We start from the raw sequence: 26104 nt of genomic DNA on the forward strand, positions 1-26104 counted from the left end.
AGGGTGGAAAAACAACAATAACGCAAAGGGCGCGAAGGAAGCGCGAAGAACGCAAAGGATGATAGTACATTGGCGTAGCCAATGCTTTGCGGTCTTTGCGCGATTCTCTGCGCTCTTTGCGTTACTTCTTCCTGAAAACTACAAGCTATCCTTATTCGCCTTGTACCAGCGGATACCAATGAAAGTGAAGATGGCCAACGGAGCCGCTGCCAGGTAAACAATACCCGTATTAAGTGCCTTGGCAGGCTTCTCTCCCAGTTGCTGGGCGGTCTTGGTACAAATGGAACACTGGGCCTGCGACTCAACAGCACCAACCATTGCAAACACCAAAAGGCTCAGGGAGATCCAGCGCTTCATATCGGGGGAATTTTCCACAAAATTAGGGCATCCCCCAAAACCTTTGCCCGCTGTTCCCGAATATTCCCCCAAAATCTGGAAATCCTTAACAAAAGGTCCCGCCAACAATTTCATATTACCAATTTGCCAAATGTTTTAACTTCACCTCCTGAATCCTTTCTGAGCTTTATCCGAATTCAATTAGTGTTATGAAAAAGATCTCCCTACTACTACTCTGCGTAACCATCGCCTATCTCTCCAAGGCCCAGTCCCTCATCACCATGTCGAACAAATGCATGGACATGATGAAAGCCGGTGACCTGGCCAATACCGAAGGAAGGTATGAGGATGCCGTCAAGACCTTTGAAGATGCCCTCAAGAAATGCACCGCCCGCGATGCCAAGGAAAGGGGGAATGTGGGTATGGCCCATGCCCTGAATGGACTGGGCAGGCATGAAGATGCGATCGTTGCCGCCAATGCCGCGATCAAGGCTTCCAAGCAAACCAATATTGCCGGTTTCTTCGAAAGGGCCGATGCCAATTACTCCCTCCGCAACGGCGATGCCGCCAAGGCGGATTTTGAAAAGATCATCAGCCTCTCCGAAAAGAACAAGAATATCTCCGAGCGGGCCAGCATCTATGCCAAACTGGGGGAACTCTCCTACCGCATGGGCAATAAGGATAGCGCCGACTATTACCTGGTCAAGGCCAGCGAAACAGACCCGCAGAACCCCGAGTTCTATATCCTCCGCGGCGACCTGAAAGCCAAGCAGGGTGACCTTAACGGTGCCTTTACCTACTACGACAAGGCACTGGAGACCACTGCGGATAAGAACGAAGTATACAAACTGAGGGCACTGGCCTTTACCCGCGCCATGCAGGAAAAGCACGGCACCAAAGAAGAAAAGGAACTGAAGAGCCGCATGAGTAAGGATGAATTATCCCGTTTCTGCGGGGAATGGAAACGCCTCTTCGACAGCGGCTATAAGAACATGAAGCAGGACCTCTATTACACGATGATCTGTCAGTAAAATTTTTATTCCGCGATGAGTGAAGGGCCACGAAGGCACAAAGACTCAAAGTTTCACTAAGGCGTCTTAGTGCTCCTTCGAGTCTTCGTGTCTTAGTGGCCTAGTGGCCTGGTGGCCTGGTGGCCTCAACATGGAAAAAAAATCAGGGCCGGTAACCCGACCCTGATTCGACTATAGACTACAGACTAATGATCAATTATCCTACTTCCTCCGCCTTCATCATCTTCGCAAAACGGTTACGATCGTTCTCATCGAGATAGATCTTACGCATGCGGATGAAGTTCGGCGTAACCTCGATACACTCATCATGCTGGATATACTCCATGCACTCTTCCAGAGTCATCAGGGTCTTGGGAGCTATACGGGTAGCATCATCACTACCGCTTGCACGGTGGTTGGTGAGCTTCTTACCTTCGGTTACGTTCACCACCAGGTCACCCGGTTTGATGTTCTCCGCCACGATCTGGCCGGCATACACATCTTCTCCCGGATCTACAAAGAAGGTTCCCCTGTCCTGCAGCTTATCGATGGAATAACCTGTTGTCTTTTCCGTATTCTTGGAGATCAATACACCGTTGTTACGACCGGGGATGGGTCCTTTCCAGGGCTTGTACTCGCTGAAACGGTGGGCCATAACGGCTTCACCCGTAGTAGCGGTCAGCATCTGGGTACGCAGACCGATCAGGCCACGTGAAGGGATCTCAAATTCCAGGTGTTGCATTTCACCCTTGGTTTCCATCACGAGCATTTCGCCCTTACGACGGGTACAAAGGTCAATAACTTTAGAAGCGAACTCCTGCGGCACATCCACTACCAGGATCTCATAAGGCTCACATTTCTTCCCGTCAATGGTCTTCACAATTACCTGTGGCTGGCCTACGGTCAGTTCATAGCCTTCGCGACGCATGGTCTCGATCAATACACCCAGGTGGAGGATACCCCTTCCATATACCTGGAAGCTGTCCCCACTATCGGTATCGAACACACGAAGTGCAAGGTTCTTTTCTGTTTCTTTCATCAGGCGGTCGCGCAGGTGGCGTGAGGTCACGAACTTACCATCGCGGCCGAAGAAAGGAGAGTTGTTGATGCTGAACAGCATGTTCATGGTCGGCTCGTCAACGCTGATCACCGGCAGTGCTTCAGGGTTATCCTGGTCGGCAATGGTATCACCGATATTGAAATCTTCCAGGCCAACCACTGCACAAAGGTCACCGGCCAATACTTCCGTTACCTTACGCTTGCCCATTCCTTCAAACACGTACAATTCCTTTACGCGCTGCTTCTTGATGGTGCCGTCAGCCTGCATCAATGCGATCGGCTGGTTCTCCTTGATGCTTCCGCGGGTTACCTTACCAATGGCGATACGGCCAAGGAAAGAAGAGTAATCCAGTGAAGTGATCTGCATTTGCAGCGGACCTTCTTCTACTTTGGGAAGGGGAACATATTTAATGATACCATCCATCAGCGGGGTGATGTCTTCACTTGGGGTCAGGCTATCGTTGAACCAGCCATTCTTACCACTTCCATAGAAAGTGGGGAAGTCCAGCTGCTCTTCAGTGGCATCGAGGTTGAAGAAAAGTTCGAATACCGCATCATGTACTTCATCAGGGCGACAGTTAGGCTTGTCCACCTTGTTGATCACTACGATGGGCTTGAGGTTCAGTTGCAGGGCTTTCTGCAATACGAAACGGGTCTGGGGCATGGGTCCTTCAAAGGCATCCACCAGCAGGATCACCCCGTCTGCCATTTTCAATACGCGTTCTACCTCACCACCGAAATCGGCGTGGCCCGGAGTATCGATCACATTGATCTTCACTCCGTTATAGGTAACCGCAGCGTTCTTACTGAAGATGGTGATACCCCTCTCCCTTTCCAGGTCGTTGTTGTCCATGATCAACTCACCTGTTTCCTGGTTTTCCCTGAACACCTTGGTAGTGTGCAGGATCCTGTCAACCAGTGTAGTCTTACCATGGTCAACGTGTGCAATAATTGCTATGTTTCTGATATCCATTTGCTTGATTATTAAATGGTTACTTAAAATCCTGCGGATCCGGTCCATCCTTCACTACAGGGCATAAGACTCCCATTCGGGGCGCAAAGGTACGCCAATTCCACGGGGTGGCAAGCAAATAAACGTGAATATTATGTTACGGAATAATATGACCTAGCGGACCTGGGGCAGTTTATACCCGTTCTGGTAGGCCGGGGTGATCAGCGCATCGGCCGCTTTATTCCCAAATATACCCTTTTGCGCGTTCCATTCCAGGGTCTGCCCGGTACGGAAGGCAATATTTCCCATCTGGCAGACCTGCGCGGTCAGCGAAGCCTGCTGGACCGGTGTCTTCAGGATCGAAGGATCGCCGGCCCTGATGGCATCCACAAAATTCTGCATATGCCTGACAAGGGCATTGCCCTGGTCCTTCTGCATGGGAACCTCCTCCATCTTCTTGCCCTCCGGCTTCACGTACCAGCCATCCCGGTTCAACACCAGCGTACCATTGTTGCCAATGAAGGCCGTACCATGGGTCAGGCCATAGGGTCCAAGGTCAATACCGGTGGCATGTTCCCATACCATATTGAACTTGTCAAATTCATAGATGGCCGTAAGGGTATCAGGGGTTTCAGAAGCATCATCCGGGTAAGCCATCTTCCCACCCGCAGACATAACGCGCTTGGGATAGCTCACATTCATGCCCAACAAGGCATAGTCCACCATATGCACGCCCCAGTCCGTCATCAGGCCACCGGCATAATCCCAGAACCAGCGGAAATTGAAATGGAAACGGTTGGCGTTGAAGGGCCGCTTGCTGGCAGGTCCCAGCCAACGCGCATAATCCACCCCTTCGGGCGGGGTGCCATCGGGCTTGATGGGCACGGGCTTCATCCAGCCCATATAGGCCCATGATTTTACGGTGCGGATATTACCCAGTTTACCGGAGCGGACAAAATCAACCGCGTCCTGGAAATGCGGGGCGCTGCGTTGCCACTGGCCTACCTGCACAATACTTTTGTAGCGCTGCTGTGCCGCTTCCATGATCCGGCATTCGGCGATGGAATTGCCCACCGGCTTTTCAACATACACCTGCTTACCCGCTGCACAGGCATCCACCATCATCAGGCAATGCCAGTGATCAGGGGTGCCGATGATCACGATGTCCACATCCTTGTTATCGAGTAACTGCCGGTAATCGGAATAGGTCTTCACCGGCATATTCTTTTTGGCCAATTCATCCGCCCTTTCCGCAAGGCGCTTGCTGTCTACGTCACAGAGCGCCACACAGGTCGCACCCGGTATCTTCAGCAGGGCATTCAGGTTGCTCCAGCCCATGCCGTTCACGCCGATCACCCCGAAGTTCAGGCGGTCGGATGCCGCCACCCTTCGCTGAATGGCCGCCATCAGGTCATTGGTGACAAAGGGGACCATACCGGCACCGAGCAGGAGGCCACCGGAATTTTTCAGGAAAGAACGCCTTGAGTTAGCCATATTCGATCAGTTTATGATTTACATAGTTATACCCTGACATAGATCCGCTTGCGGTCCATGAACCATCCCACCAACCAGCAGGTAAGCATCACCGTTAGGGCGAACAGGAAGGAACCCAGGTAGTCACCAAAATGACTGAACACATTCTGGTAGAGTGCAGTATACCAGGCTGTACCATCACTGGTCTTGAAGAACCAGAGCAGCATGGCAATGATCTCCGACAGCAGGTAAATGAACAGCGGGTTCTTGCCAAACACTTCAAAGAAATAGGTCCAGCGCGTCTGGTGGCGGAAATCAATGATATAGATGATGGTGGCCAGGATGACACAATCCAGTCCTACGGTCAGCAGCACAAAGGAGCCGGTCCATAATTTCTTGTTGATCGGGAAATAAGGGTTCCAGCAATAGGCCAGGAACATCAGGAAAGCGCCTGTCAGCAAGAGCAGGCCCAGGGTCTCCCAGGTCTTTCCCTTGCGCTGGATAAAACTTCCCGCCCAGAACCCAAGCGTCACATTGGCAATGGCAGGGATGGTGCTCAGCAAGCCTTCGGGATCAAAAGCGATTCCCTCCCCATGGTACATATGTCGCTCGCCTATCAAAGCGCGGTCAAGACTCAATACGGCATTGCCCTGCAGGCTGAGCGGGTCGGCCGCATCACCCCAGGCATAGAGCATGCCCCAATAGGCAAAGAGCAATAACCCGGAAAGGATATAGGTCCATTTGGGTTTAAGGTAATAGAACATCAGTGCCGCAATGCCATAACAAAGCCCGATACGTTGCAAGACACCAAATATGCGGGTGTCTGATATGGGAGCCGCTACCAGTTCACCATTCTCCCATTTTACGAAGGGGAACCAATACATCAGGAAGCCCAGCAGGAAGATGATGAATGTTCGTTTAAGGATTTTCGTTAGTACCTCCCGCTGGCTCATGCCCGACCATTTGTTCATCACAAAGCTCAGGGCATTCCCTACAGCAAAGAGGAAGGAAGGGAAAACAAGATCGGTTGGGGTAAACCCATGCCAGTTGGCATGCAGCAAGGGGGCAAAGGTGGTTTCATAGTTACCGGGTGTATTCACGATGATCATGAAACAGACGGTCATCCCCCTGAATACATCAAGGGCAAGAAATCGTTGGGTATTCGGTTGGCTCATGCAGTTAGATTGGATTCCCTAATTTAAATAGAAATCCATCAACTCAGGGCCTGAAGTAATGCGGTACGAACCTGCTGGTATTGCCGGTAACATAGCCCTCCGTTTCCCTGATGCCGATCCCGGCTGCTTCCCCGCCGATCACCCAGGAGCCGATAACAGGACGCATGCCATCAAAGACAGGCAGTTCGAAATAGCGCTGGAAGACAAAACCCTCCCGGCCATATTCGCCACCTGTCCCTTCCAGCAATTGACCATCCCTCACAACGGTAAGGTTGGCACCCTCCCTGGAGAAGATGGGCTTCTTCACAAAATCGCCGCCAATGGGCTGCCAGGAGGCTTCCAGCAACAAGGGATGGCCGGGATACATTTCCCAGAGCAGGGGTAGCAGCGATTTATTGGAAAGGATCATCTTCCAGGCCGGTTCTATCCACCAGGTATTTTCCTTTGAGGGCAACAAGGCCTGGCCATATTCTTCCTGCACCATGAACTCATATGGATAGAGCTTGAAGAGGGTATGGATGGGTTCATCCTTTACCCCCAGGAACTGCCGCCTTTCCGCATCGTAGCCGATATTGGGGATATAGAGCAACTGCGGCTGCAAACCTGCCTGCTCAGCCGTATCCATCAGGTAGGCCACATTCATGTAATCCTCCACCGCATCGGGCATGCAGGCGAAATGGATGGCGGGTGATGCGAGGTAAGGCTTGATCACTTCCCAATGCTTCACCAGTCTTTCATGGATGGCATTGAACTGGTCCATGGCCGGGAACACATCCTTCAACCAAAACCATTGCACCACGCTCGCTTCCAGTAGTGAAGTGGGAGTATCGGCATTGAACTCCAGCAATTTCACCTGGCCATCGCGGAAAGCCAGGTCAAAGCGGCCGTAGATAGAAGGCATATCTTCTTTCCAGCTATATTCGATCAGTGGTGCCACCCATTCGGGTATCCGGAACTGGGCATAGCGCTTCTCCTTCATCACCAATTCCACCGCCTCCAGGCACATGCCGAAAAGCTCATTGGTAGCGGCTTCCAGCTGGTCCACTTCAGCAGCGGTAAAGGCATAGCAGGCCGACTCCTCCCAATAAGGGGATTCGAGGGAATGGTAAAGGAATCCCTGTGCGCTAACCTTGTCCTGCCATCCCGGCCTGGGCTCGATCAATTCTCTTTTCATGTGCTTATCCCCCGTAATACCTGAAACCTGAACTGCCAAAGCCGCCTACCTTCTTTGGGGTATACCCAGGTGTATTAATATTGTTCATCACATCGCCCCGGTAGGTACTGGGGGAGATCAGGCCATTGATCACGGGATAATAGAGCCCGCGGTACATACGATAGGTATGGCCATGTACCGTCGTATCACTGGCATTGGTCTCGCCATAGATCCATTCATCTTGCTGCTCCTCCTCATTACAGGCCGCAGCCAATAGAATGGTAAGACCCAGGAGGATCTTATGGGAATGTTTCATATCGGCTAATTAAAACAATTTATTGAGGATACGCAAAAGGACGCTCACCAATACACTGGCGAGGATCATGGTGGTGATTGGGAAATAGAAACGGAAATGCTCCTTTTCTATCCTGATATCGCCCGGTAACCTGCCGATCCAATGGAACTTATCGCCGAAAAAATAGGCAATGAGCCCAACGATGACCAGCAGGAGGCCGGCGGCTATGATGATCTTTGCGGTGGAAGGTGACATGGTTGCAGTTAGTTTTTCCGGTCAACAAATCGTAGCTTGTAGGGTTGATCTGTCTTCCCTGGACAAACGAAAATATAGATGACTATGCAAAAAAAATGGTTGCTTGCTATCCCGGTTGTATTGGGCATCGCCTATATAGCCGGCCCCAACCCCTCCACCCCTGTCTATGACCCTGCATTACCGGAAGTTCCGGCATCTGCAACGGAACTGGAAAACCATATCAAGACGATGGAGGCTGCGCATAAACTGCGTCCCGACAATGAGGCCAGGATCGTTTGGGCCAATGACAGCACCAGGGAGCAAACGGAATATGCCATCGTTTACCTGCATGGTTTCTCGGCTTCCCAATTCGAAGGAGCGCCTACCCATACCAATATTGCGAAGCAGTTTGGCTGCAACCTCTACCTGGCCAGGCTGGCAGAGCACGGCATCGATACCACGGATGCCCTGGTGAACCTGACACCGGATAATTACTGGGAGTCAGCAAAGGAAGCACTGGCCATCGGGAAAAGGATCGGCAAGAAAGTGATCCTGATGGGAACTTCCACCGGTGGCTCCAATGCCCTGCAGCTGGCCGCCACCTATCCAAGTGATGTATTTGCGCTGGTATTGCTGTCGCCTAATATCGCCATCAATGATCCCAATGCCTGGCTGCTGAACAATCCATGGGGACTGCAGATCGCCAAGCTCGTTACGGGTAGCCTTTACCGTTATAGTGACGATACCCGTCCCACCTATGTCCAATACTGGAACCGCCCTTACCGGCTCGAAGCCGTGGTGGCACTGGAAGAATACCTGGAAACGGCCATGACACCTGAAACCTTCGCCAGGGTGAAACAGCCCACGCTGGTCCTGTATTATTACAAGGATGAAGCCCACCAGGACCCGGTGGTGAAGGTTTCCGCCATGCAGGAAATGTTCAAGCAATTGGGAACGCCCGCCGACAGGAAATTCGAGGTGCCCATGCCCAATACAGGCGACCATGTCATTGGGTCTCCCTTCAAGTCGAAGGACGCAGCCGGGGTGGAGAAGGAGATCGAAAAATTCATCGGAAGGATCACTCAATGATCCGTGAAGCAGGATAAAAAAACTGCACCTCTTGCGGGGTGCAGTTTTTTTTTGTCAGTTATCTCCTTATGATGATTATCGCTGCAGGCCGACCATCCTTGCCGCCTCATACATTTGGGTGAGGTTGTAATCGTTCGCCAGTTTCTTATAATTCACCACATCAATAATGGTCCCGATCAGGCAGAGGCCGCCGGTGAACAGGTAAAGGATGCCCATCCCGATCTGGCCGATCACGATGCGCTGGATGCCCGCTACCACTACAAATCCCAGGCAGGTCAGCAGTAGGATCTCCTGGGGCTTCTTGCGCTTGCCGCTGTAGAGTAAGATGAATTGTTGTTGTTGCTCAATACTCATGTCTTTGATCAGGTCATTGATTCCTCCCAGTTCTTCTGGTTGCAGGTCAGGAATACTCATTAACAGGTTGTTCATTCAGGTTGGTTTGAAATGTTGGTTTTAATAATGTGAGGATCCGGTAAACGATCGTGAATATAGCAGGTATCCCGAACCAATGCAAGTCCCATGACCTTTTCCATTCACCGACCATGGCCGCATGCATGCTCCTGCCCAGTCCGCAGCCGGGACAATGCTCCCAGCCCAGCCAGTTGAAAAAACAGAGGCTGGTCTCCCCGGGTTGGTCATCAATACCAAAAGCCAGCACTACCAGTGCTGCCAGCCAGATGATCCATTCATTGTTTCGCCTTAGCCATTGCATGGGATTAAATTAACGGATTTTGCCGAGATGCCCGCATTGGGTTAGTGGGGATTCTTAACTGCCCTTCACTTTCCCCATAAAAATGCAGGCAGCGCTGTACTGAGTCAAAAACGAATCATCTGAAACTGTTTCACTTCCTGCATAATTTTCGGTTTTCCCTATTTTTGAAGACTAAACAGCTTGCTATGATTCGTTCCAGGATTACCGGGATCGGGATGTATGTCCCTAACAATGTGGTGACCAACAATGACCTCACCAAGTATATGGATACCAGTGATGAGTGGATCCAGGAACGGACCGGAATCAAGGAAAGGCGCTATGCCGACCGGACCGGCGAGACCACTACTACCATGGCAGTGGAAGCCGCAAAAATAGCGATCGAAAGGGCCGGCATCACTCCCCAGGACATCGACTTCATCATCTTCGCTACACTCTCCCCTGATTATTATTTCCCCGGCTGCGGGGTATTGGTACAAAGGGCCATGAAGATGAAAGAGATCGGCGCCCTCGATATCCGCAACCAGTGCAGCGGTTTCGTTTATGCCTTATCGGTAGGCGACCAGTTCATCCGCACCGGCATGTACAAGAATATCCTGGTGATCGGCAGTGAGAAGCATTCCTTCGGGCTCGATTTCTCTACCCGTGGCCGTAATGTGGCTGTGATCTTTGGGGATGGCGCAGGGGCTGTAGTATTGCAGCCCACTGAAAAGGAGGGCCAGGGCATCCTGAGCACCCACCTGCACAGCGATGGCGAAAGCGCCGAGATCCTGGCCATGTACAATCCCGGCACCCATGCCAACCATTGGGGCAACTATGCCAGCTTCGATGAAGCCGAAATAGGCCAGATGTTCATGAGCCATGCCATGATCGATACTGCGCAGAACTTCCCCTTCATGGACGGACCTTCCGTATTCAAGAAGGCCGTGGTGAAATTCCCGGAAGTGATCATGGAAGCCCTGGAAGCCAATGGACTCCAACCTGCAGACATCAATATGCTGATCCCCCACCAGGCCAACCTGCGCATCGCCCAATTCGTGCAGCAAAAACTGGGCTTAAGTGATGACCAGGTGTACAACAATATCCAGCAATACGGCAATACCACGGCTGCATCAGTACCCATCGCCCTCTGCGAAGCCTGGGAAAAGGGAAAGATCAGGGAAGGCGATCTCGTTTGCCTGGCCGCATTCGGCAGTGGATTTACCTGGGCCAGTGCATTGCTGCGTTGGTAAGCCCTAATGATCCTGGGTAATTTATTGTTTAATCCATCGGGCTAATCCTACCTTTGGCTCCATGCCGGATAAGAAATTCATATTCCTGGTCAACCCGATCGCGGGTACCCAATCCAAAGCCTCGCTGGAGGATAAGGTGATGGCTGCTGCACGGCAATACGGCTGCTATGCCATTGTATTGCCAACTGTTGCCAGCGGTGATTACGAATTCGTTCGCCATAAGATCAGCGAGGAAGGCTATACAGATATCATTATCTGTGGTGGCGATGGCACGGTCAACCTGGTCACCCACCAACTGGCCGATACCGGTGTACGCTTCGGTATCATCCCAATGGGTTCAGGAAATGGACTGGCTTTTTCGGCAGGCATCCCCAAGGATATCAGCAAAGCACTGGAATTGGCCTTCACCGGCAAGGCAAGGTTCATTGATGCCTTCATGGTCAACGACCAGTTTGCCTGCATGCTCTGCGGCCTTGGCTTCGATGCCAAAGTGGCCCATGATTTCGCGCAGCAGCCCACACGCGGATTGCTCACCTATACCCAGCAGACCCTCAAGAATTATTTCACCGCCACCCCTTACCGCTTTGAGCTAGTGGTGGGTGATGAAGTGATCCTGACCGATGCCTTCTTCATCAGCATTGCCAATTCCAACCAGTTCGGCAACCAGTTCACCATCGCACCCAGGGCAAGCCTGAACGACGGCCTGCTCGATATCGTAGTGGTGCCTAAGATGAACAAGGCCATCCTTCCCTTTGCGCTGATCCAGCAGGTGAGCGGGGGAAAGCTGACCGGGACCCATCCCGGGCCAACCCGCACCATCCAGTATTTCCAGACCGATAAACTCAAGATCAGGAATAAGGACGGCGCACCCCTGCACATCGATGGTGAACCCAGGGAATCCGTGGACCAGTTGCACATCAGGATCCTGCCCCGCTGTTTTCAACTCATCCAGCCGGAACGTCAATAAATGATTTCAATCGGAAATAAGCAGGTCAACGCTCTGTAAGCATTTGCTTCTCTTTGGAAGCATTTGTAAACGACTGGAAAGCCTTAATAGATGCTTTATTGTCGGCATTATCCAGGGCTGCGATGATATCGAGTTTCTCCCTCCTGGTGAGGTGGAAGTTCAGCGCCGCCTTTGCTTCTTCCCTGGCAGGGATATATTGGAAGGTGAGTTTTGTGAGGTTGCCTTCTAATGCTGTTTCTGTCAGCGCCTGCAGGTCACCCTGGTTGTATTCCTGCATCTTGTACCAGTTGTATTGCAGCAGGAGCAAGGGTTTGGTCACCAGCTCAGAGATATTCTTGGACTCAAAGGGGAAATCCCATGCACCACCTTTCCTGTCACGGATCTGCAGCAACACCACTCCTTTGGTATTGGCCTTGATCCAGTCGCGGAACACATGCATCATCCGCAGGGAGGTTTCCAACCCGAAATTATCGCGCAGACCGGCATCCATCACATCGATCACCGGTGTGGAGGGCAGCCATACATTCGGCAACACATAAGGGAAGGTCGCATTCATCCGCAGGGCCGTGAGTAACCGAAGATTCATCGGGTCCTGTTCGCGGAACAGGGCCGCGAAATCAACCGCATCGGGTTCGATATGCATGTTCTCCGTACCCGGCGCATGGGGCTTCATCAGGTAACTCACCGGCAGGGTGCTCAGGATCATCTTCCGGCCATCGCGCGTGATCACCGAATTGAAAAGCATCAGTGGCACCCTTGCTTCGCGTTCATCTTTCGCGACATCACTGAGTTCCTTGTCCATCAGGAAGCGCGTATTCTCATTCAGCTTCTGTTCGAAGGAATAGGCACGGTCCTTTACATAGGAATACTTCCCTACTTCAAACTTCTGAGCTGGCGCCGCCAGGTCGCGGGCCACAAAGGAAGAGAAGGTGGGATTCAGCAGGTCCTTCGATATGTCCTCGATATAGGCCGGGTCGCGGATGTCGGTGATAAAACCCTGCTCTTTCTGCAAGGTCAGTTCCCTGTAATAGGCTGCGCCCAGCATGCCGCCGGATGCGCCATTGATCATGAACACCTTCCGCATCAGGTCGCCCCCGCAAACGCTATCCAGTTTCTGCAAGACCCCCAGCGTGAAAGTGGCACTCCGGGTTCCACCGCCGCTCACACAAACCATGTAGAGATAGGGTTTCTCTTCCTTCTGCCTCGCCTTCCATTTCTCCAGCACCGCCAGCATTGCCTGCTTGTCCTGCTCCATCCGTTCAGGGCTACACAAGGATTGCACTTCTTCCGGCGAATAGTTGGCCCTTGGGGTTGTTGCACTGTAATCCAGTCCATAGGCCTTATTGCTGGGATCGATCACCCCGGTCCGGTAAAGGATATTGAGGAAGATGACCAACACCACCAGGAAGGGCATGCTCCAGCTTTGCAGGAAATAGGAGAAGGCCCCGGCAACAGCCACCAGGATGGCAAAGAAGATGGTGATGCTTGCCGCCGCCGGCAGCTGGAAGATGGGATAATCCAGCAGGTAACCAATGACCATCAGGAACACAAAAGCAATGAAGATCGACAGCACTGCTGCAAAATGGTGGCGACTGAAAATACTCTCCAGGAATTCCTTGCTGTAATGGGTGACATCCCGTACGGTCCTTACTGAAAAAGGGCCATTGAGATAAGAGGTCACTTTGATGAGCCTGCTGCCCCCGCTGTTCAAGACGATATGCGGCCTTACGCCTTTCTGATAGGCCATGGGCACCGAATCCAGGCTGATCATCCGCCGGGCAATGGTAAGGTCTGCCCCGAAGAAATAGGCGAAGGAAACAAAAACGATGAAGAGAAAGCCGACCAGGAAGCCACTGACCAGCACCACGATCTCTGCTGTCCCGAGTAATTCCCTATGCAGGTCGAACCGCACCGCCTTCACAAGGTAGAAGAAGAGGAAGACCAGCGGGATGATGGCATTGTTGATGCAATACTTCAGGAAGGGCCGGGTGGTGGTGGCCAGGAAACGGAAATGACGGCTGAACAGGATGAAGGTGGTGATGTTCCAGCTCATGATGAAGATACCAATGGCAATCCCCACGATACCTGCACTCATGGCGCTCACCTCACCCAGGTATTCCGGGGCCAGGTAGAGGGAATCCACCCCAAAGGCCTGCATGAAGGAGCCGTTCACCGCGCCGAACAGCACCAGCCAGAAGATCAGCAGGATCTGGAATTTCTTCAGGTGAAGCAATACCAGCTGAACCGGGAAGGAATAGAATATGGTTTTCAAGGTTTGCTTCATGGCAGGCTGAATGAAATGAGGGACAATTCCTCAACAGTTTGTTGAGGCAAAAGTTGTGCCCTTCCTTATAACGATAAGACAAAACCGAAATTATGCCTGCTGCTTGTTTCTTCCCAATAGATATAACTGAAACACAAGGGCTAAGAGCAGGAACATGGCGACCACCTGGTGCAGTTGCGCCATCCACTCAAAACTGCCCCAGCGATTGGGGACGATACCGGGACTCATCAACACCGAAAGGATACCCAGCATCACCTGGATGACCACCAATACCAAAGGCAGGCGTTGGTATTTCTTCAGCCAGCCGGTCGGGTTGCTGCGCAGGATGTACCTATAGCCAACAAGAATGAGGATGGTGATGATATAGGCCAGGTTGCGGTGGACAAAATGGATGGTGGTGGTGTTGTCGATGAAATTGATCAGCCAGGGCTGGTCGCGGAACAATCCTTCTGGCAGGAAAGAACCGTTGATACTGGGCCAGGTAGGGGCGGCAGTGGCTGCTTTATGGCCGGCCATCAAGGCTCCATAGATCAACTGGATACCCAGCAAGCCGATGAGGATGGCCGTGAACCGGGCCAGTCTGGGTTCGCCTTTGCGCTCTGCAGGCGGCACCAGCAATTGGAGGGCAAACCAGAAGGTATAGCAAAGCAGTCCTAAGGCGAAAATGAAATGCAAAGCCAAACGGGTGGGTTTCACATATACCGCATCCCCTACCAGTCCGCTGGCCACCATGATCCAGCCAATGGCACCCTGCAGTCCGCCGAGCAGGAAGAGGATGAGCATGGGGTTCACCATATCGCGGCGGAGGTACTTCTTCGCAATGAGGTAAACGAAGCCTACCAGGAAGACGATCCCGATCAGGCGGGCCCAAACGCGGTGGAACCATTCCCAGAAAAAGATGAATTTGAAATCGCCCAGCGAGAAATCGGTATTGAGCAATCGGTATTGGGGGGTCTGCTGGTATTTCTGGAATTCCTGCATCCAGCCGGCTTCATTCAGGGGCGGGAGGGCACCGGTAACAACATCCCATTCCGTGATGGACAACCCGGAGCCGGTCAACCGGGTAATACCGCCTAAAACAACCTGTACAATGATCATCCCAACACCGATCAATAACCAGGTGGCTACCGCCTTATTGCCTTTCTGAGTATGCAGTGGTTCCATAGCGCGGCAAAGTTAGGGGATTGGTGCTTGGTGGGGGCGCTTTGTGGAAGGAGAAAACTTTGCGATCTCTGCCCACATTTATACCTCAGCGGGGTCTCTCGAAGAGGACCCCGATGAACTATCCTCCTACTATTCGTCTCGGCTCCTTTCAGAAGATTATGATTGGGTGAGCAGCTTCACGCAAAGCCGCAACGACCGCGAAGACGCAACGCATGGGGTAACGCAAAGGCCGCAAAGGAGGATTTTTTGCTTTTGAGGGGTTTTTAAGAACGCAAAGCTTTGGCTACGCCAAAGGAATAGCAGTGCAATGATACCAGTCTAAAAAGTATGATGTAAAATTCTTTCAGATCTATAGGAAGAAAATTGGGTGGGGGCGCTTTGTGGAAGGAGAAAACTTTGCGGGCTTTGCCCACATTTCTACCTCAGCGGGGTCTCTCGTAGAGGACCCCGATGAACTATTATCCTACTATTCATCAGGGTCCCCTGCGGGAGACCCTGCTGAGGTGAGAAATTATATGTAACTACTTATGTTCTGCTGGAATAGCCAATAAAGGAATATGCACCCCATCTGCTACACGGGAAGTGACACTGTAATTGAACAATTTTTCCAGCACCGTACGCTCGTGCACGAACATCGCCAGTACCGCATCCTTGCGGTCGGCGGAGAACTGCACCAGGTTGCGCCACATGGGGATATCATTCTTCTTCGGGATCAGGGTGGTCTTCACCTCCGGGAATGCCTTCATGGCCTCCTCCACTTTCTCCTTATCCACTTCCGGCAGGGTGCTCACGGTCACCACTTCACAATCGGATCCCATCCAGGCCGACCATTGTTGCACAGCAGGAATGCGCTTCTTCAGTTCCTTCAGGGTCACTGCAGCAATGATCTCCCTGATCGCCACCGGTTGCCAATGGGGCGGGATCGCCAGCACCGGGAACAGGGCATGGTTGATCATGGTAGAGGTATTGCTTCCCCAGAAACGCTCCACTGCATTGGTGGCACCATGGGTACCCATCACGATCAGGTCGCAATTGTTCTGCAACACATGGTTGATGATTCCGCCATTCACCATCACACTGTGACGTACACTGTAGCTGGTCTCGATGGTCTTGCCGGGAACAACTGTCTTCATGCGCGCTTCCACCGCATCGACCAATTGGGCGGTCACCTTACGCTCATCAATGGCGTGCGGGTCTACTTCCCAATGGGGCGGATAGACCAGCGCCGCACTCATATTCATGATATGCAGTACTTCGATGGAATAATTATGCGTAGCAGCGATCAATAATGCCTGGTCCAGGGCAGTAACCGCATTGGGTGAAAAATCAAACGGAACAAGAATATTTGCCATAATGATAGGGTTATGTTCTTTGGCATTTCGAGTCCGAAAGATACACAGATTATCAGGCCGTTCCCTTTAAAATTTTATGCCAGTACAGCCAGGGTAACACATATTTCTTCAACGCCCACATGGACCACCTTGGTTTAGCCTGGTCGAAGGGGAAGGTCTCCGTTGGATTATTGTCATAATCGAACTCCGCCAGGATCAGTTTGCCATAACCCACGATGAGCGGACAGCTGCCATAACCATTATAATTTCCTGAAAGCTGCTTGCCATCGATGAAATCGAGCAGGTTCTTTACCAGCACCGGGGCCTGCTTGCGTACGGCCGCGCCGGTCTTGGCATTGGGCGTACTGGTGGCATCGCCCAGTGCGAAAACATTCGGGTATTTGTTGTGCTGCAGGGTATGCTTGTCCACATCGATCCATCCTGCCTCATTGGCCAACGGGCTCTTGCGGATGAAGTCAGGGGCGCTCTGCGGCGGCACCACATGGATCATATCGAATTGATGCACGACTTCATGGCTCACGCCTTCAGCATCGGTCACCTTGAAGGTCGCTTCTTTCTTCTCGCCATCGATCGCGATCAGGTCATGCTTGAAATTGGTCTTGATCTGGTATTCATCCACTTTCTTCTGTAGCTCTACCGCATACTTCTTGATCCCAAAGATCACCCCGCCTGCCGTATCGAACAGGATATTGACCTTGCCGGTCCATCCCTTGCGTTTCAGGTAGTCAGCCGCCAGGTACATGATCTTCTGCGGTGCGCCACCACATTTTACCGGGGTACCCGGACTGGTGAAGATGGCGGTCTGGCCGGGCTGCAGTTTCTGGATCAGTTCCCAGGTATAAGGTGCATAATCGAAGGAATAGTTGCTGGTCACGCCATTGCGGCCAAGGGTTTCCTTGAGGCCTTTCACCAGGTGCCAGTTCAACTGGATACCCGGCGCAGCGATCAGCTGGTCGTAGGTATACGTATTGCCTTCACGCGTGATCACGGTATTCTTCTCCGGCTCTAGTGTCTCTGCCGCTTCTTTGATCCAGGTCACCCCTTGGGGGATCACCGAACTCTCCGCGCGAACGGTCTTGTGGATATCAAAGGTTCCGCCGCCCACCAATGACCAGGCCGGCTGGTAGTAATGACGGTCAGAAGGTTCTATGATCGCTATTTGTAATCCTGGTCGCTTCAGCAATAGTTGTGCCGCTACAGAAATACCGGCATTACCACCGCCAATGATCAGGATCTGAAAATGCTGGGACATATGATAAAATTTGTACCTAAAAGTACCAAGGCCCCGAGGGGGCATGCGTGACAGGTATCACAAAAGAGCATGAGGTTGGGCAGGGGGTGGGGTGATTTTGGACAGGGAAGAAGAGAGCATGTGGACGTGTGAACATGTGGACATGTGGACATGTGGCACTCTCGCCAACCAGTGGGATTCTGGAGTTTTTGTTGCCGCACAAATAAGGAGACCCTAACGGGGCTGGGGGAATCGAAACCAGGATCATCAATAATTCAATCAATGAAAAATAGTTGGGTAATAACACCTACATCTGCCTAGGTCAGCGAAGAGGATGCCCTACAATCTAATGGTTAGCGTAAAGATCACATATCCACACCGTGCCCTCGTAGCGCAGCGGAGGGGGTGACCACATCCTTCATTCATTAATAAACTTCCAAACAAGTTGTATCGCCCCAAAACTGCTTATTCGTACAACACATCCTGGAATGCGCCATCAGTCCCGCACCGGCGGTGAGGAAGGCAACGAGTAAAAGGGTGGCGCTGAGGCCGAAGAAGCTGGTGAGCAGGGCGGCCATGAGGGCGCCGATCACATAACCGGAATCGCGCCAGAAGCGGAAGATGCCGAGGGCCTTCGCGCGCTGCTGCGGATGCATTTGTTCGGCGATGGAGGAAAGGAAATTGGGATAGACAAGGGCGGTTCCTATTCCCATCAATACCATGCTCACAGCAAGCAGGTAATACTGGCTGGTGAAGACCAGCATCGCCAGGGCAAGAGCTTGCAGCAACATGCCTGTCGTGATCAGTTGTTTCTTGCAATGCGTATCGCCCATCCTGCCGGTGAAGAGCTGGCCGAAGCCCCAGATAGCAGGGTACAATCCTGCCAGCACGCCGGTCTCGGTAAGACTATAACCTTTGGTGGCCAACAACACCGGCAACAGGCCCCAGATCACTCCATCATTGAGGTTGTTCATCAATCCATTGATGGTCACTGTGCCAATGGTAGGATGCTGGTAGCTGGTCGCTTTCCAGACATTATCGAGCAGGGGTCGCTTGCTGAGCTGGGTCTCCTTTTGCACGTGGTGATGCGTATCCTTTACCCAGATCCAGCTGACCAATAAACCTGCTATTGAGAAGAGAATGCCCGGTACGAAAGGTGCTGCACGAAAGCCATAGTTGGAAGCGAGTGAAGTAGCCAGGTAGGCTGCAAGTCCAACTGCGGCATAACCCGCGAATTCATTGATGCCCATGGCGAGACCGCGGTTCTTCTCCCCTACCAGGTCGATCTTCATCACCACGGTGGATGACCATGCCAGTCCCTGGTTGAGGCCCAAAAAGATATTGGCCAGGATCACCAATCCCCAGTGTTCTGCATACATCAATAAGAAGGGAACGGGAATTGCGGCTATCCATCCCAGTAAGAGCAGGTGCTTGCGCGTGAAGCGTTCGCTCAACATGCCCATCATCAGGTTGGCCAGGGCCTTACTGGTACCGAAGGCCATGATGAATGAAAGCAGGACCACCTGGCCCTGCTTCCCAAAAATATGCTCCGCAAAGCCGGGCATCACCGCACGTTCAAGTCCCACCATGGCGCCGACGAATGCATTCACCAGCACCAATAAACTGAACTGCTTCCAGTTCTGACCCAGTCCTTGCTGAAGATCGGTTTTCATTTTGCTTAGTGGGGTAACCTGTCCCTGAATTTACCATACACCCAGGTACCGGCAATGGCACTCAACAGGGTGACGATGATCACGGTAGCGCCGGAGCCGATCTGTGCGAAGAGCGGACCAGGACAGGCACCGGTGATGGCCCAGCCCAGGCCGAAGGTCAGGCCGCCATAGATCTGTCCCTTGTTGAATTTCTTGTCATGGAACTCAACCTTCTCGCCCTGGAGGGTCTTGATGTTGAACTTCTTGATCAGGAAGACAGAGAGCATACCCACCGCAACCGCAGAGCCGATCACACCATACATGTGGAAGCTTTGCAGGCGGAACATTTCCTGGATACGGAACCATGAAATGATCTCTGCCTTGATGAATACGATACCGAAGAGGATACCAACGACCAGGTATTTCACATTGGCATACCAGGGCTCCTTTACATGTGATTCGTTGATGCACATGGTATCCAGGGAACGCACTTCAAAATCGGTGTTCTCCTGTTGTGTTTGTGGTTGTACAAAACTTGTATTGGTCGACATAATCTTAGCTGCTTTTAGAGTCTTAAAATGAAGGGAAGGATCACATTGGCCATCAGGAAACCACCGGCCATGAAACAACAGGTAGCTACTACGGAAGGCCACTGCAGGTTAGAGATGCCCATGATAGCATGTCCCGAAGTACAACCACCGGCATAACGGGTACCGAAGCCCACCATGAAACCACCCACCACCATCATGAGGAAACCACGAAGGGTGAACAGTGCTGTCCAGTTGAACACATCCCTGGGCACGAGACCGCTGTAGTCATTGATACCATACCCTGCGAGTTCATTCACCAGGTTGGGATGCACTTCGATGGGGTTGGGGTTCGACAACAGCAGGGTTGTCAGGATCCCCCCCAGGAAGATCCCGAAAACGAAGAAGAGGTTCCAGACTTCCTTTTTCCAATCATATTGGAAGAAGGGGATCTTGGCTGGCAGGCAAGCCGCACATACGTGACGCAATGAGGAGGAGATGCCAAAAGACTTATTTCCCAGCAACAACAATGTGGGAACCGTTAACCCGATCAGGGGGCCTGCTACATACCAGGGCCAGGGTTGTTTGAGCCATTCAATAAAACTCATATGCTACTATTTGTTTGTTTGTGTTGATCAGTGAATATTCTGCAATACTTGTTGCAATTGCTTCGCGGGCACTACCCCACTCTGGCGCCATTTGACCTGTCCGCGCTGGAAGACCATTAGGGTGGGCACCCCCTGGATCTGGAATTGCTGCGCTGCGGCAGGATTCTTGTCCACATCCACCTTGATGATGCTGACGGAATCCCCCAATGAGGCCTTCACTTCCTTCAGGATGGGGGCCATCATCTTACAGGGGCCGCACCATTCTGCAAAGAAATCAACCAGCACCGGTTTTTCCGAATTGATCATGTCCTGGAAACTTGCCATACAAACTCAATTTAGGGTTTCACTTCTTCAAAAACTATTTCATCGGTATCAGCAGCCTTACTGCGTTTAACCGGCGGCGTGGTATAACAGGCACCACTTCCACAGCAACCGATATTGAACAGTGCTGTCAGGAAGAGGAAGCCCCCGGCCGCGGCCAACAACTTATCCGATCCGGTATAGGCCGACGCCAGCGCGTAGGCACCGACGCCCAACCTTAACCATCTCATGAAATTCCATCCTGTCGTTATTGTCCTTAACATGTGTGTTATAATCTGTTTTGTAAACTGGTCCATGCACCGCCATTATAGGCTTCGATGCCGGCCTGCTTCAGCTGGGCGACAGCCATGCTACTGCGGTTGCCCGAACGGCATACGGCGATCACCGGCACCTGCATGTTCCTCAACTTGGTAATGTTCTGCTTCAGGGTGTCGAGGGGAATATTCACCGATTGGTTGATATGACCAGAACCGAATTCACCCGGTGTCCGCACATCAACGATCACGGCTCCCTTGCCCACCAGCTCCTTAAAGTCGACCGGTGTACCACCCAACAGTCTCTTGATCCATCCAAACATAATTAATGCATTACAGGTTTAGGTAAAGCAGACAGGGCACCACCATTGTAGGTTTCGGTTACACCTGCCTGTTGCAGTATCATTTGGGCCAGGCCGGAACGGTTACTGGAGCGGCAATACAATACGATCGGCTTGCCCAGTTGCTGGAACTCATCGATCCTGTTCATGATCTGGTCCAATGGAATATTGATGGCACCGGGATAGTGTTCCATTTCATATTCCCAGTCATTCCGCACATCCACCACCGTAGCAGTGGGTTCCGTCAGCAACTCATTTATTGTCTTCATGGTAATTCTTTTAACTGTTATTCATTAGAGCAAGGTAGAAGGACATACATAGTCGCTCACCTTAAAGAGGCCGCTATCCTTGATGGCTTTGAAGCCACCCTTCACATCCACCAGGTTATCGTAACCACGTGCCCTCAGGATGGAGTTGAAGATCATGGAGCGGTAGCCGCCTGCACAATGAACGAAGTAGGTCTTGTTCTTATCTACCTGCAGCATGCTTTCATTCACAAAATCCAGGGGTGCGTTCTCCGCATCCACCACGTGCTCGCTCAGGTATTCACTCTTCTTGCGCACATCCAGTACCTCGCCTTCCCCCTTCTTCAGGCGTTCGGCCAGTTCTTCGGCAGTGATTGAGGTGATGCTGTCCACTTCCTTACCGGACTGCTTCCAGTTCTCAAACCCACCTTCGAGGTAGCCGATGGTGAAGTCGTAACCAACACGTGCCAAACGGGTAACCACTTCTTCTACGCGATCGGGTTCAGCTACGATCAGGAGTTGTTGCTTCACATCGGGGATCAGGGCACCTACCCATGGGGCGAAGCTGCCGTCGATACCGATATTGATGGAATTGGGAACGAAGCCTTTGGCGAAGGTTTGCGGATCGCGGGTATCGATGATGAGCGCGCCGGTCTCATTGGCTGCTGCCTCGAAAGCCTCGGGGCTCAGGGCATGCTGGCCACGCTTCAGCACTTCATCAATGCTGTCATAACCCTGCTTGTTCATCATCACGTTCAGCGGGAAGTAAGCAGGAGGCGGCATCAGGCCGGTGGTCACTTCCTTCACAAATTCTTCCTTCGTCATATTGGCACGCAGGGCATAGTTGGTTTCCTTCTGGTGACCCAGGGTATCGGTTGTTTCCTTGCTCATGTTCTTACCACAAGCGGAACCGGCACCGTGAGCCGGATACACAATGATATCATCACTCAAGGGCATGATCTTGTTGCGCAGGGAATCAAAAAGGGTCTCGGCCAATTGCTCCTGTGTCATGTGCGCGGCCTTCTGTGCCAGGTCGGGACGACCAACATCGCCGATGAACAGGGTATCGCCGGAGAAGAGGCCAATATCCTTACCGTTCTCATCTTTCAACAGGTAACAGGTACTTTCCATGGTATGGCCGGGGGTATGCAAAACCTTGAAGGTAAGCTTACCAACTTTCAGCTCTTCGCCATCCGTCGCGATATGCGCATCGAAACTGGGATTGGCATTGGGACCATACACGATCGGGGCACCGGTCTTCTTCGACAGGTCGAGGTGACCACTCACGAAGTCGGCATGGAAGTGCGTTTCCAGCACATACTTGATCTTCGCCTTGTCCTTCTCTGCACGTTGGATATAAGGTTCCACTTCGCGCAGCGGATCGATCACCACTGCTTCCCCTTCGCTTTCGATGTAATAGGCACCCTGTGCCAGACAACCGGTGTAGATCTGTTCTATTTTCATGACGCTCGTTTTTACTGTTGTTATTTGTATGTGCAAATTTGATGCAAAGTTCATCCGCCATCTATGACTTTTGTCACATTATCAACGCCACGGGAAGGCGGTGATTTACAGTAGGGAAGAGGGGATTGGGGAGGCCTTTGTTTTTCACCTCAGCGGGGTCTTATTTCATTACACCTCAGCGGGGTCTCCCGAAGGGGACCCCGATGAACTACATCCTACTATTCATCAGGGTCCCCTACGGGAGACCCTGCTGGGGTAAAGGAGTAATAGAGCACCTGATGGGGTGAGAAGTGCATCGAATGATCGCACACAAAACCTCAGCGGGGTCTCATTTCTCTACTCCTCAGCGGGGTCTCTCGCAGAGGACCCCGATGAACCTCATCCTACTATTCATCAGGGTCCCTTGCAGGAGACCCTGATGGGGTGGGAAGTGCATCGAATGATCACACACATAACCTCAGCGGGGTCTCATTTCTTTACTCCTCAGCGGGGTCTCTCGCAGAGGACCCCGATGAACCTCATCCTACTATTCATCAGGGTCCCTTTCAGAAGACCCTGATGGGGTGAGAAGTGCATCGAATGATCACACACATAACCTCAGCGGGGTCTCATTTCTCTACTCCTCAGCGGGGTCTCTCGCAGAGGACCCCGATGAACCCCATCCTACTATTCATCAGGGTCCCCTACGGGAGACCCTGCTGGGGTAATGAAAAAAAAATACTATCAACCTATTTCAGATTAATAATCTCCACCGCATTGCGGTGCAGCCTGACCTTGCCCATCTGCTCCATTTTCTTGAGGAGGCGGGAGATCACTTCGCGGGAGGAATTCAGCTCATCTGCGATTTCCTGGTGACTGAGGTTGATGGTGTTCGACTTGAGGGTGTCGCGGTGTTTCTTGAGGTAGAATTCGAGGCGTTCGTCCATGGCGCGGAAGGCAATATGGTCGATGGTGACCAACAGTTCCTCAAAGCGGGAACGATAGGTCTCCAGGACGAAATGGTACCAGCTCTTGTACTTACCCATCCATTCTTCCATGTACTGCAGGGGCACGGCGATCACTTCGGTATCCTTCACGGCCTTGGCCATGATCTGGCTGGTCTCCTGCTTGGTGGCGCAGACCATGCTGAGCGCACAGGCCTGTCCGGGCTGCAGGTAATACATGAAGAACTCATTGCCCTGGTCGTCTTCGCGGTATACTTTCACCAGTCCATCCACGATCAGCATGGTGTTGCGGAAATACTGCCCGGTCCGCATCAGCTGGTCGCCCGCACGGAAACTCTTGAACTCACTATGCGCCAGCAGGTCGTCCTGGAGGCCTTTTTCAAAATCGGGGAAATGTTCGGCAAGTATGGTAGAGGACATGTTGGATGCTTGTTTGGATAAGATACAAAATTAGGCAAATGCTTTAGTATTACATTTGGGGCCGATGGCGAAACTGAAAGCCTGGTACCAGGACCAACTGATCGAAGCCGGCTGCGACGAGGCAGGCCGGGGATGCTATGCAGGCCCCGTGTACGCTGCTGCGGTTATCCTTCCCCGTAAGTTCAAGCACCCGTTGTTAAACGACTCCAAGCAATTGAAGGCGTCGCAACGCGATGAGCTCCGATGGGTGATCGAGGAGAAGGCAGTGGCCTGGGCGGTGGCTTCGGTGAGTGTGGAGGAGATCGACCGCATCAATATCCTGCAGGCTTCCTTCCTGGCCATGCACCGGGCGCTGGACCAGCTCTCTGTGAAGGCTGGCTTGTTGCTGATCGATGGCAACCGCTTCAAGGCTTATAAGGATATCCCGCACCAGTGCATCATCAAGGGTGATGCCACCTATGCGTCCATCGCCGCCGCCAGCATCCTTGCGAAAACCTATCGTGATGCATGGATGGACCAACTCCACGATTCCTTCCCACAGTACGATTGGATCAATAACAAGGGCTATGGTACGCCTTCGCATAGAAGGGCGATCGAGGAGTTCGGGTTGTGCGAGCATCATCGAAGGAGTTTCGATATTGTACCGAAACAGGGGAAGCTGTTTTTATAACACACCGTGGTTGTCTCACGCAAGGGCGAAATAACGGATTCACGCAAAGGCGCCAAGGACCGCAAAGGCGCAACGCGCACGCTATTATAAAGCGAGGGCGGGAAGAAGCGAAGGGACGGACTTCATTTGAGGAATCATGCGGACGCAACGCATTGGCTCTGCCAATTTAAACTCATCCCTTGATAATCGAAAGGATGTGTTTTCACCAGAGGCCTATTCTGTATACTAAAGGCATTGATTGGATTCACGCAAAGGTATTTAGCGGATTCACGCAAAGGCGCCAAGGACCGCAAAGGCGCAACGCGCACGCTATTATAAAGCGAGGGCGGGAAGAAGCGAAGGGACGGACTTCATTTGAGGAATCATGCGGACGCAACGCATTGGCTCTGCCAATTTAAACTCATCCCTTGATAATCGAAAGGATGTGTTTTCACCAGAGGCCTATTCTGTATACTAAAGGCATTGATTGGATTCACGCAAAGGTATTTAGCGGATTCACGCAAAGGCGCGAAGGAACGCAAAGGCGCAACGCGCACGCTATTACAAAGCGAAGGCGGGAAGAAGCCAAGGGACGAACTTCATTTGAGGTACTATGCGACGCAACGCATTGGCTGCGCCAATTTAAACTCATCCTATTTTTACCCGTTGGTCATAAGGGACAACGAGGGTGACGTGATACAATTCATACACAACTGCATACACTTTCGAAGGCTGCTGTTGTGTGATACCACCAACAGCTATTTTAACGAGATCTTCAAGAAAGTATTCCTTTGGCGCAGCCAAAGCGTTGCGCTCTTAAAAACCCCTCAAAAGCCATAACCCGCCCTTTGCGGCTTTGCGTCCCTTTACCTGCCTTAGCAAAAGCTAAGGCAGGCGTTGCGCCTTTGCGTGAAGCCCAACGAATCTAGCGTCATCATATTCCATGCGAGCAACTAACGTTAAT

General features: G+C 52.1%; 27 protein-coding genes. 5 read left to right on the top strand and 22 right to left on the bottom strand.

Annotated features, from left to right (window positions below; genetic code table 11):
• Positions 1-138: 138 nt before the first annotated feature.
• Positions 139-357: a hypothetical protein gene (locus tag KJS94_RS12150; protein WP_214448934.1), complete on the bottom strand. Its 219-nt coding sequence runs from the start codon at positions 355-357 to the stop codon at positions 139-141.
• Positions 358-545: 188 nt separating this feature from the next.
• On the opposite strand from KJS94_RS12150, the gene KJS94_RS12155 reads away from it, so the two are divergent.
• The gene (locus KJS94_RS12155) at positions 546-1367 is read left to right on the top strand and encodes a tetratricopeptide repeat protein (RefSeq protein WP_214448935.1); all 822 of its coding nucleotides are present in this window, start codon (positions 546-548) and stop codon (positions 1365-1367) included.
• Positions 1368-1563: 196 nt separating this feature from the next.
• Here the strand turns inward: KJS94_RS12155 and typA are convergent, their stop codons facing one another.
• From typA to KJS94_RS12185, 6 genes are all read right to left on the bottom strand, one after another.
• Positions 1564-3378 (bottom strand): translational GTPase TypA, encoded by a 1815-nt coding sequence (gene typA, locus KJS94_RS12160; protein ID WP_214448936.1) that lies wholly within the window; start codon positions 3376-3378, stop codon positions 1564-1566.
• Positions 3379-3531: 153 nt separating this feature from the next.
• Positions 3532-4851: a Gfo/Idh/MocA family protein gene (locus tag KJS94_RS12165; RefSeq protein WP_214448937.1), complete on the bottom strand. Its 1320-nt coding sequence runs from the start codon at positions 4849-4851 to the stop codon at positions 3532-3534.
• A gap of 26 nt (positions 4852-4877) precedes the next feature.
• The gene (locus KJS94_RS12170) at positions 4878-6005 is read right to left on the bottom strand and encodes an acyltransferase family protein (protein WP_214448938.1); all 1128 of its coding nucleotides are present in this window, start codon (positions 6003-6005) and stop codon (positions 4878-4880) included.
• A 43-nt stretch (positions 6006-6048) separates the two neighbouring features.
• Entirely contained in the window at positions 6049-7179 is a 1131-nt protein-coding gene (locus KJS94_RS12175) for a glutathionylspermidine synthase family protein (RefSeq protein WP_214448939.1), read from the bottom strand.
• A gap of 4 nt (positions 7180-7183) precedes the next feature.
• Positions 7184-7474, bottom strand: coding sequence for a hypothetical protein (locus KJS94_RS12180; RefSeq protein ID WP_214448940.1), 291 nt, complete (start codon positions 7472-7474; stop codon positions 7184-7186).
• A gap of 9 nt (positions 7475-7483) precedes the next feature.
• Positions 7484-7708: a DUF2905 domain-containing protein gene (locus KJS94_RS12185; RefSeq protein ID WP_214448941.1), complete on the bottom strand. Its 225-nt coding sequence runs from the start codon at positions 7706-7708 to the stop codon at positions 7484-7486.
• Between the two features lie 84 nt (positions 7709-7792).
• On the opposite strand from KJS94_RS12185, the gene KJS94_RS12190 reads away from it, so the two are divergent.
• Positions 7793-8776 carry an alpha/beta hydrolase gene (locus KJS94_RS12190; RefSeq protein WP_214448942.1) on the top strand — a complete coding sequence of 328 codons (984 nt, stop codon included), beginning with the start codon at positions 7793-7795 and terminating at the stop codon, positions 8774-8776.
• A gap of 75 nt (positions 8777-8851) precedes the next feature.
• On the opposite strand, the gene KJS94_RS12195 is transcribed toward KJS94_RS12190, so the two are convergent.
• Both KJS94_RS12195 and KJS94_RS12200 read right to left on the bottom strand, forming a co-directional pair.
• Positions 8852-9205, bottom strand: coding sequence for a TM2 domain-containing protein (locus KJS94_RS12195; RefSeq protein WP_214448943.1), 354 nt, complete (start codon positions 9203-9205; stop codon positions 8852-8854).
• Positions 9177-9488: a DUF2752 domain-containing protein gene (locus KJS94_RS12200; protein ID WP_214448944.1), complete on the bottom strand. Its 312-nt coding sequence runs from the start codon at positions 9486-9488 to the stop codon at positions 9177-9179. Before KJS94_RS12200 ends, KJS94_RS12195 begins: the two co-directional genes overlap by 29 nt.
• Before the next feature lie 185 nt (positions 9489-9673).
• Between KJS94_RS12200 and KJS94_RS12205 the strand changes: the two genes are divergently transcribed.
• Both KJS94_RS12205 and KJS94_RS12210 read left to right on the top strand, forming a co-directional pair.
• Positions 9674-10717 (top strand): 3-oxoacyl-ACP synthase III family protein, encoded by a 1044-nt coding sequence (locus tag KJS94_RS12205; protein WP_214448945.1) that lies wholly within the window; start codon positions 9674-9676, stop codon positions 10715-10717.
• 61 nt (positions 10718-10778) lie between these two features.
• Positions 10779-11684 carry a diacylglycerol/lipid kinase family protein gene (locus tag KJS94_RS12210; protein ID WP_214448946.1) on the top strand — a complete coding sequence of 302 codons (906 nt, stop codon included), beginning with the start codon at positions 10779-10781 and terminating at the stop codon, positions 11682-11684.
• 25 nt (positions 11685-11709) lie between these two features.
• Here the strand turns inward: KJS94_RS12210 and KJS94_RS12215 are convergent, their stop codons facing one another.
• The 13 genes from KJS94_RS12215 to KJS94_RS12275 all read right to left on the bottom strand — a co-directional run bounded on the left by KJS94_RS12215 (position 11710) and on the right by KJS94_RS12275 (position 24491).
• A complete protein-coding gene (locus tag KJS94_RS12215; protein WP_214448947.1) occupies positions 11710-13968 on the bottom strand; it encodes a patatin-like phospholipase family protein in 2259 nt (752 codons plus the stop codon).
• A gap of 90 nt (positions 13969-14058) precedes the next feature.
• Entirely contained in the window at positions 14059-15132 is a 1074-nt protein-coding gene (locus KJS94_RS12220; RefSeq protein WP_214448948.1) for a COX15/CtaA family protein, read from the bottom strand.
• A 521-nt stretch (positions 15133-15653) separates the two neighbouring features.
• Positions 15654-16484 carry a universal stress protein gene (locus KJS94_RS12225; RefSeq protein ID WP_214448949.1) on the bottom strand — a complete coding sequence of 277 codons (831 nt, stop codon included), beginning with the start codon at positions 16482-16484 and terminating at the stop codon, positions 15654-15656.
• A 52-nt stretch (positions 16485-16536) separates the two neighbouring features.
• On the bottom strand, positions 16537-17736 hold the full coding sequence (locus tag KJS94_RS12230) for an NAD(P)/FAD-dependent oxidoreductase (RefSeq protein ID WP_214448950.1): 1200 nt from the start codon (positions 17734-17736) through the stop codon (positions 16537-16539).
• A gap of 404 nt (positions 17737-18140) precedes the next feature.
• Complete coding sequence (locus tag KJS94_RS12235; protein WP_214448951.1) at positions 18141-19388, bottom strand: MFS transporter; 1248 nt, start codon at positions 19386-19388, stop codon at positions 18141-18143.
• A 5-nt stretch (positions 19389-19393) separates the two neighbouring features.
• Entirely contained in the window at positions 19394-19918 is a 525-nt protein-coding gene (locus KJS94_RS12240; protein WP_214448952.1) for a DUF6691 family protein, read from the bottom strand.
• Between the two features lie 14 nt (positions 19919-19932).
• Positions 19933-20502 carry a YeeE/YedE family protein gene (locus KJS94_RS12245; protein ID WP_214448953.1) on the bottom strand — a complete coding sequence of 190 codons (570 nt, stop codon included), beginning with the start codon at positions 20500-20502 and terminating at the stop codon, positions 19933-19935.
• A 27-nt stretch (positions 20503-20529) separates the two neighbouring features.
• Positions 20530-20826, bottom strand: a complete 297-nt coding sequence (trxA, locus tag KJS94_RS12250; RefSeq protein WP_214448954.1) for a thioredoxin — start codon at positions 20824-20826, stop codon at positions 20530-20532.
• Positions 20827-20837: 11 nt separating this feature from the next.
• Positions 20838-21086: a hypothetical protein gene (locus KJS94_RS12255; protein ID WP_214448955.1), complete on the bottom strand. Its 249-nt coding sequence runs from the start codon at positions 21084-21086 to the stop codon at positions 20838-20840.
• A gap of 5 nt (positions 21087-21091) precedes the next feature.
• Positions 21092-21400, bottom strand: a complete 309-nt coding sequence (locus KJS94_RS12260) for a rhodanese-like domain-containing protein (protein WP_214448956.1) — start codon at positions 21398-21400, stop codon at positions 21092-21094.
• Positions 21401-21402: 2 nt separating this feature from the next.
• Positions 21403-21687, bottom strand: coding sequence for a rhodanese-like domain-containing protein (locus tag KJS94_RS12265; protein WP_239804155.1), 285 nt, complete (start codon positions 21685-21687; stop codon positions 21403-21405).
• 24 nt (positions 21688-21711) lie between these two features.
• On the bottom strand, positions 21712-23127 hold the full coding sequence (locus tag KJS94_RS12270; protein WP_214448957.1) for an MBL fold metallo-hydrolase: 1416 nt from the start codon (positions 23125-23127) through the stop codon (positions 21712-21714).
• 728 nt (positions 23128-23855) lie between these two features.
• Positions 23856-24491 carry a Crp/Fnr family transcriptional regulator gene (locus tag KJS94_RS12275; RefSeq protein WP_214448958.1) on the bottom strand — a complete coding sequence of 212 codons (636 nt, stop codon included), beginning with the start codon at positions 24489-24491 and terminating at the stop codon, positions 23856-23858.
• Between the two features lie 64 nt (positions 24492-24555).
• Between KJS94_RS12275 and rnhB the strand changes: the two genes are divergently transcribed.
• Positions 24556-25161, top strand: a complete 606-nt coding sequence (gene rnhB / locus KJS94_RS12280; protein WP_214448959.1) for a ribonuclease HII — start codon at positions 24556-24558, stop codon at positions 25159-25161.
• The last annotated feature ends 943 nt before the right edge of the window (positions 25162-26104 follow it).

This window comes from Flavihumibacter rivuli (assembly GCF_018595685.2).
GTDB lineage: Bacteria > Bacteroidota > Bacteroidia > Chitinophagales > Chitinophagaceae > Flavihumibacter > Flavihumibacter rivuli.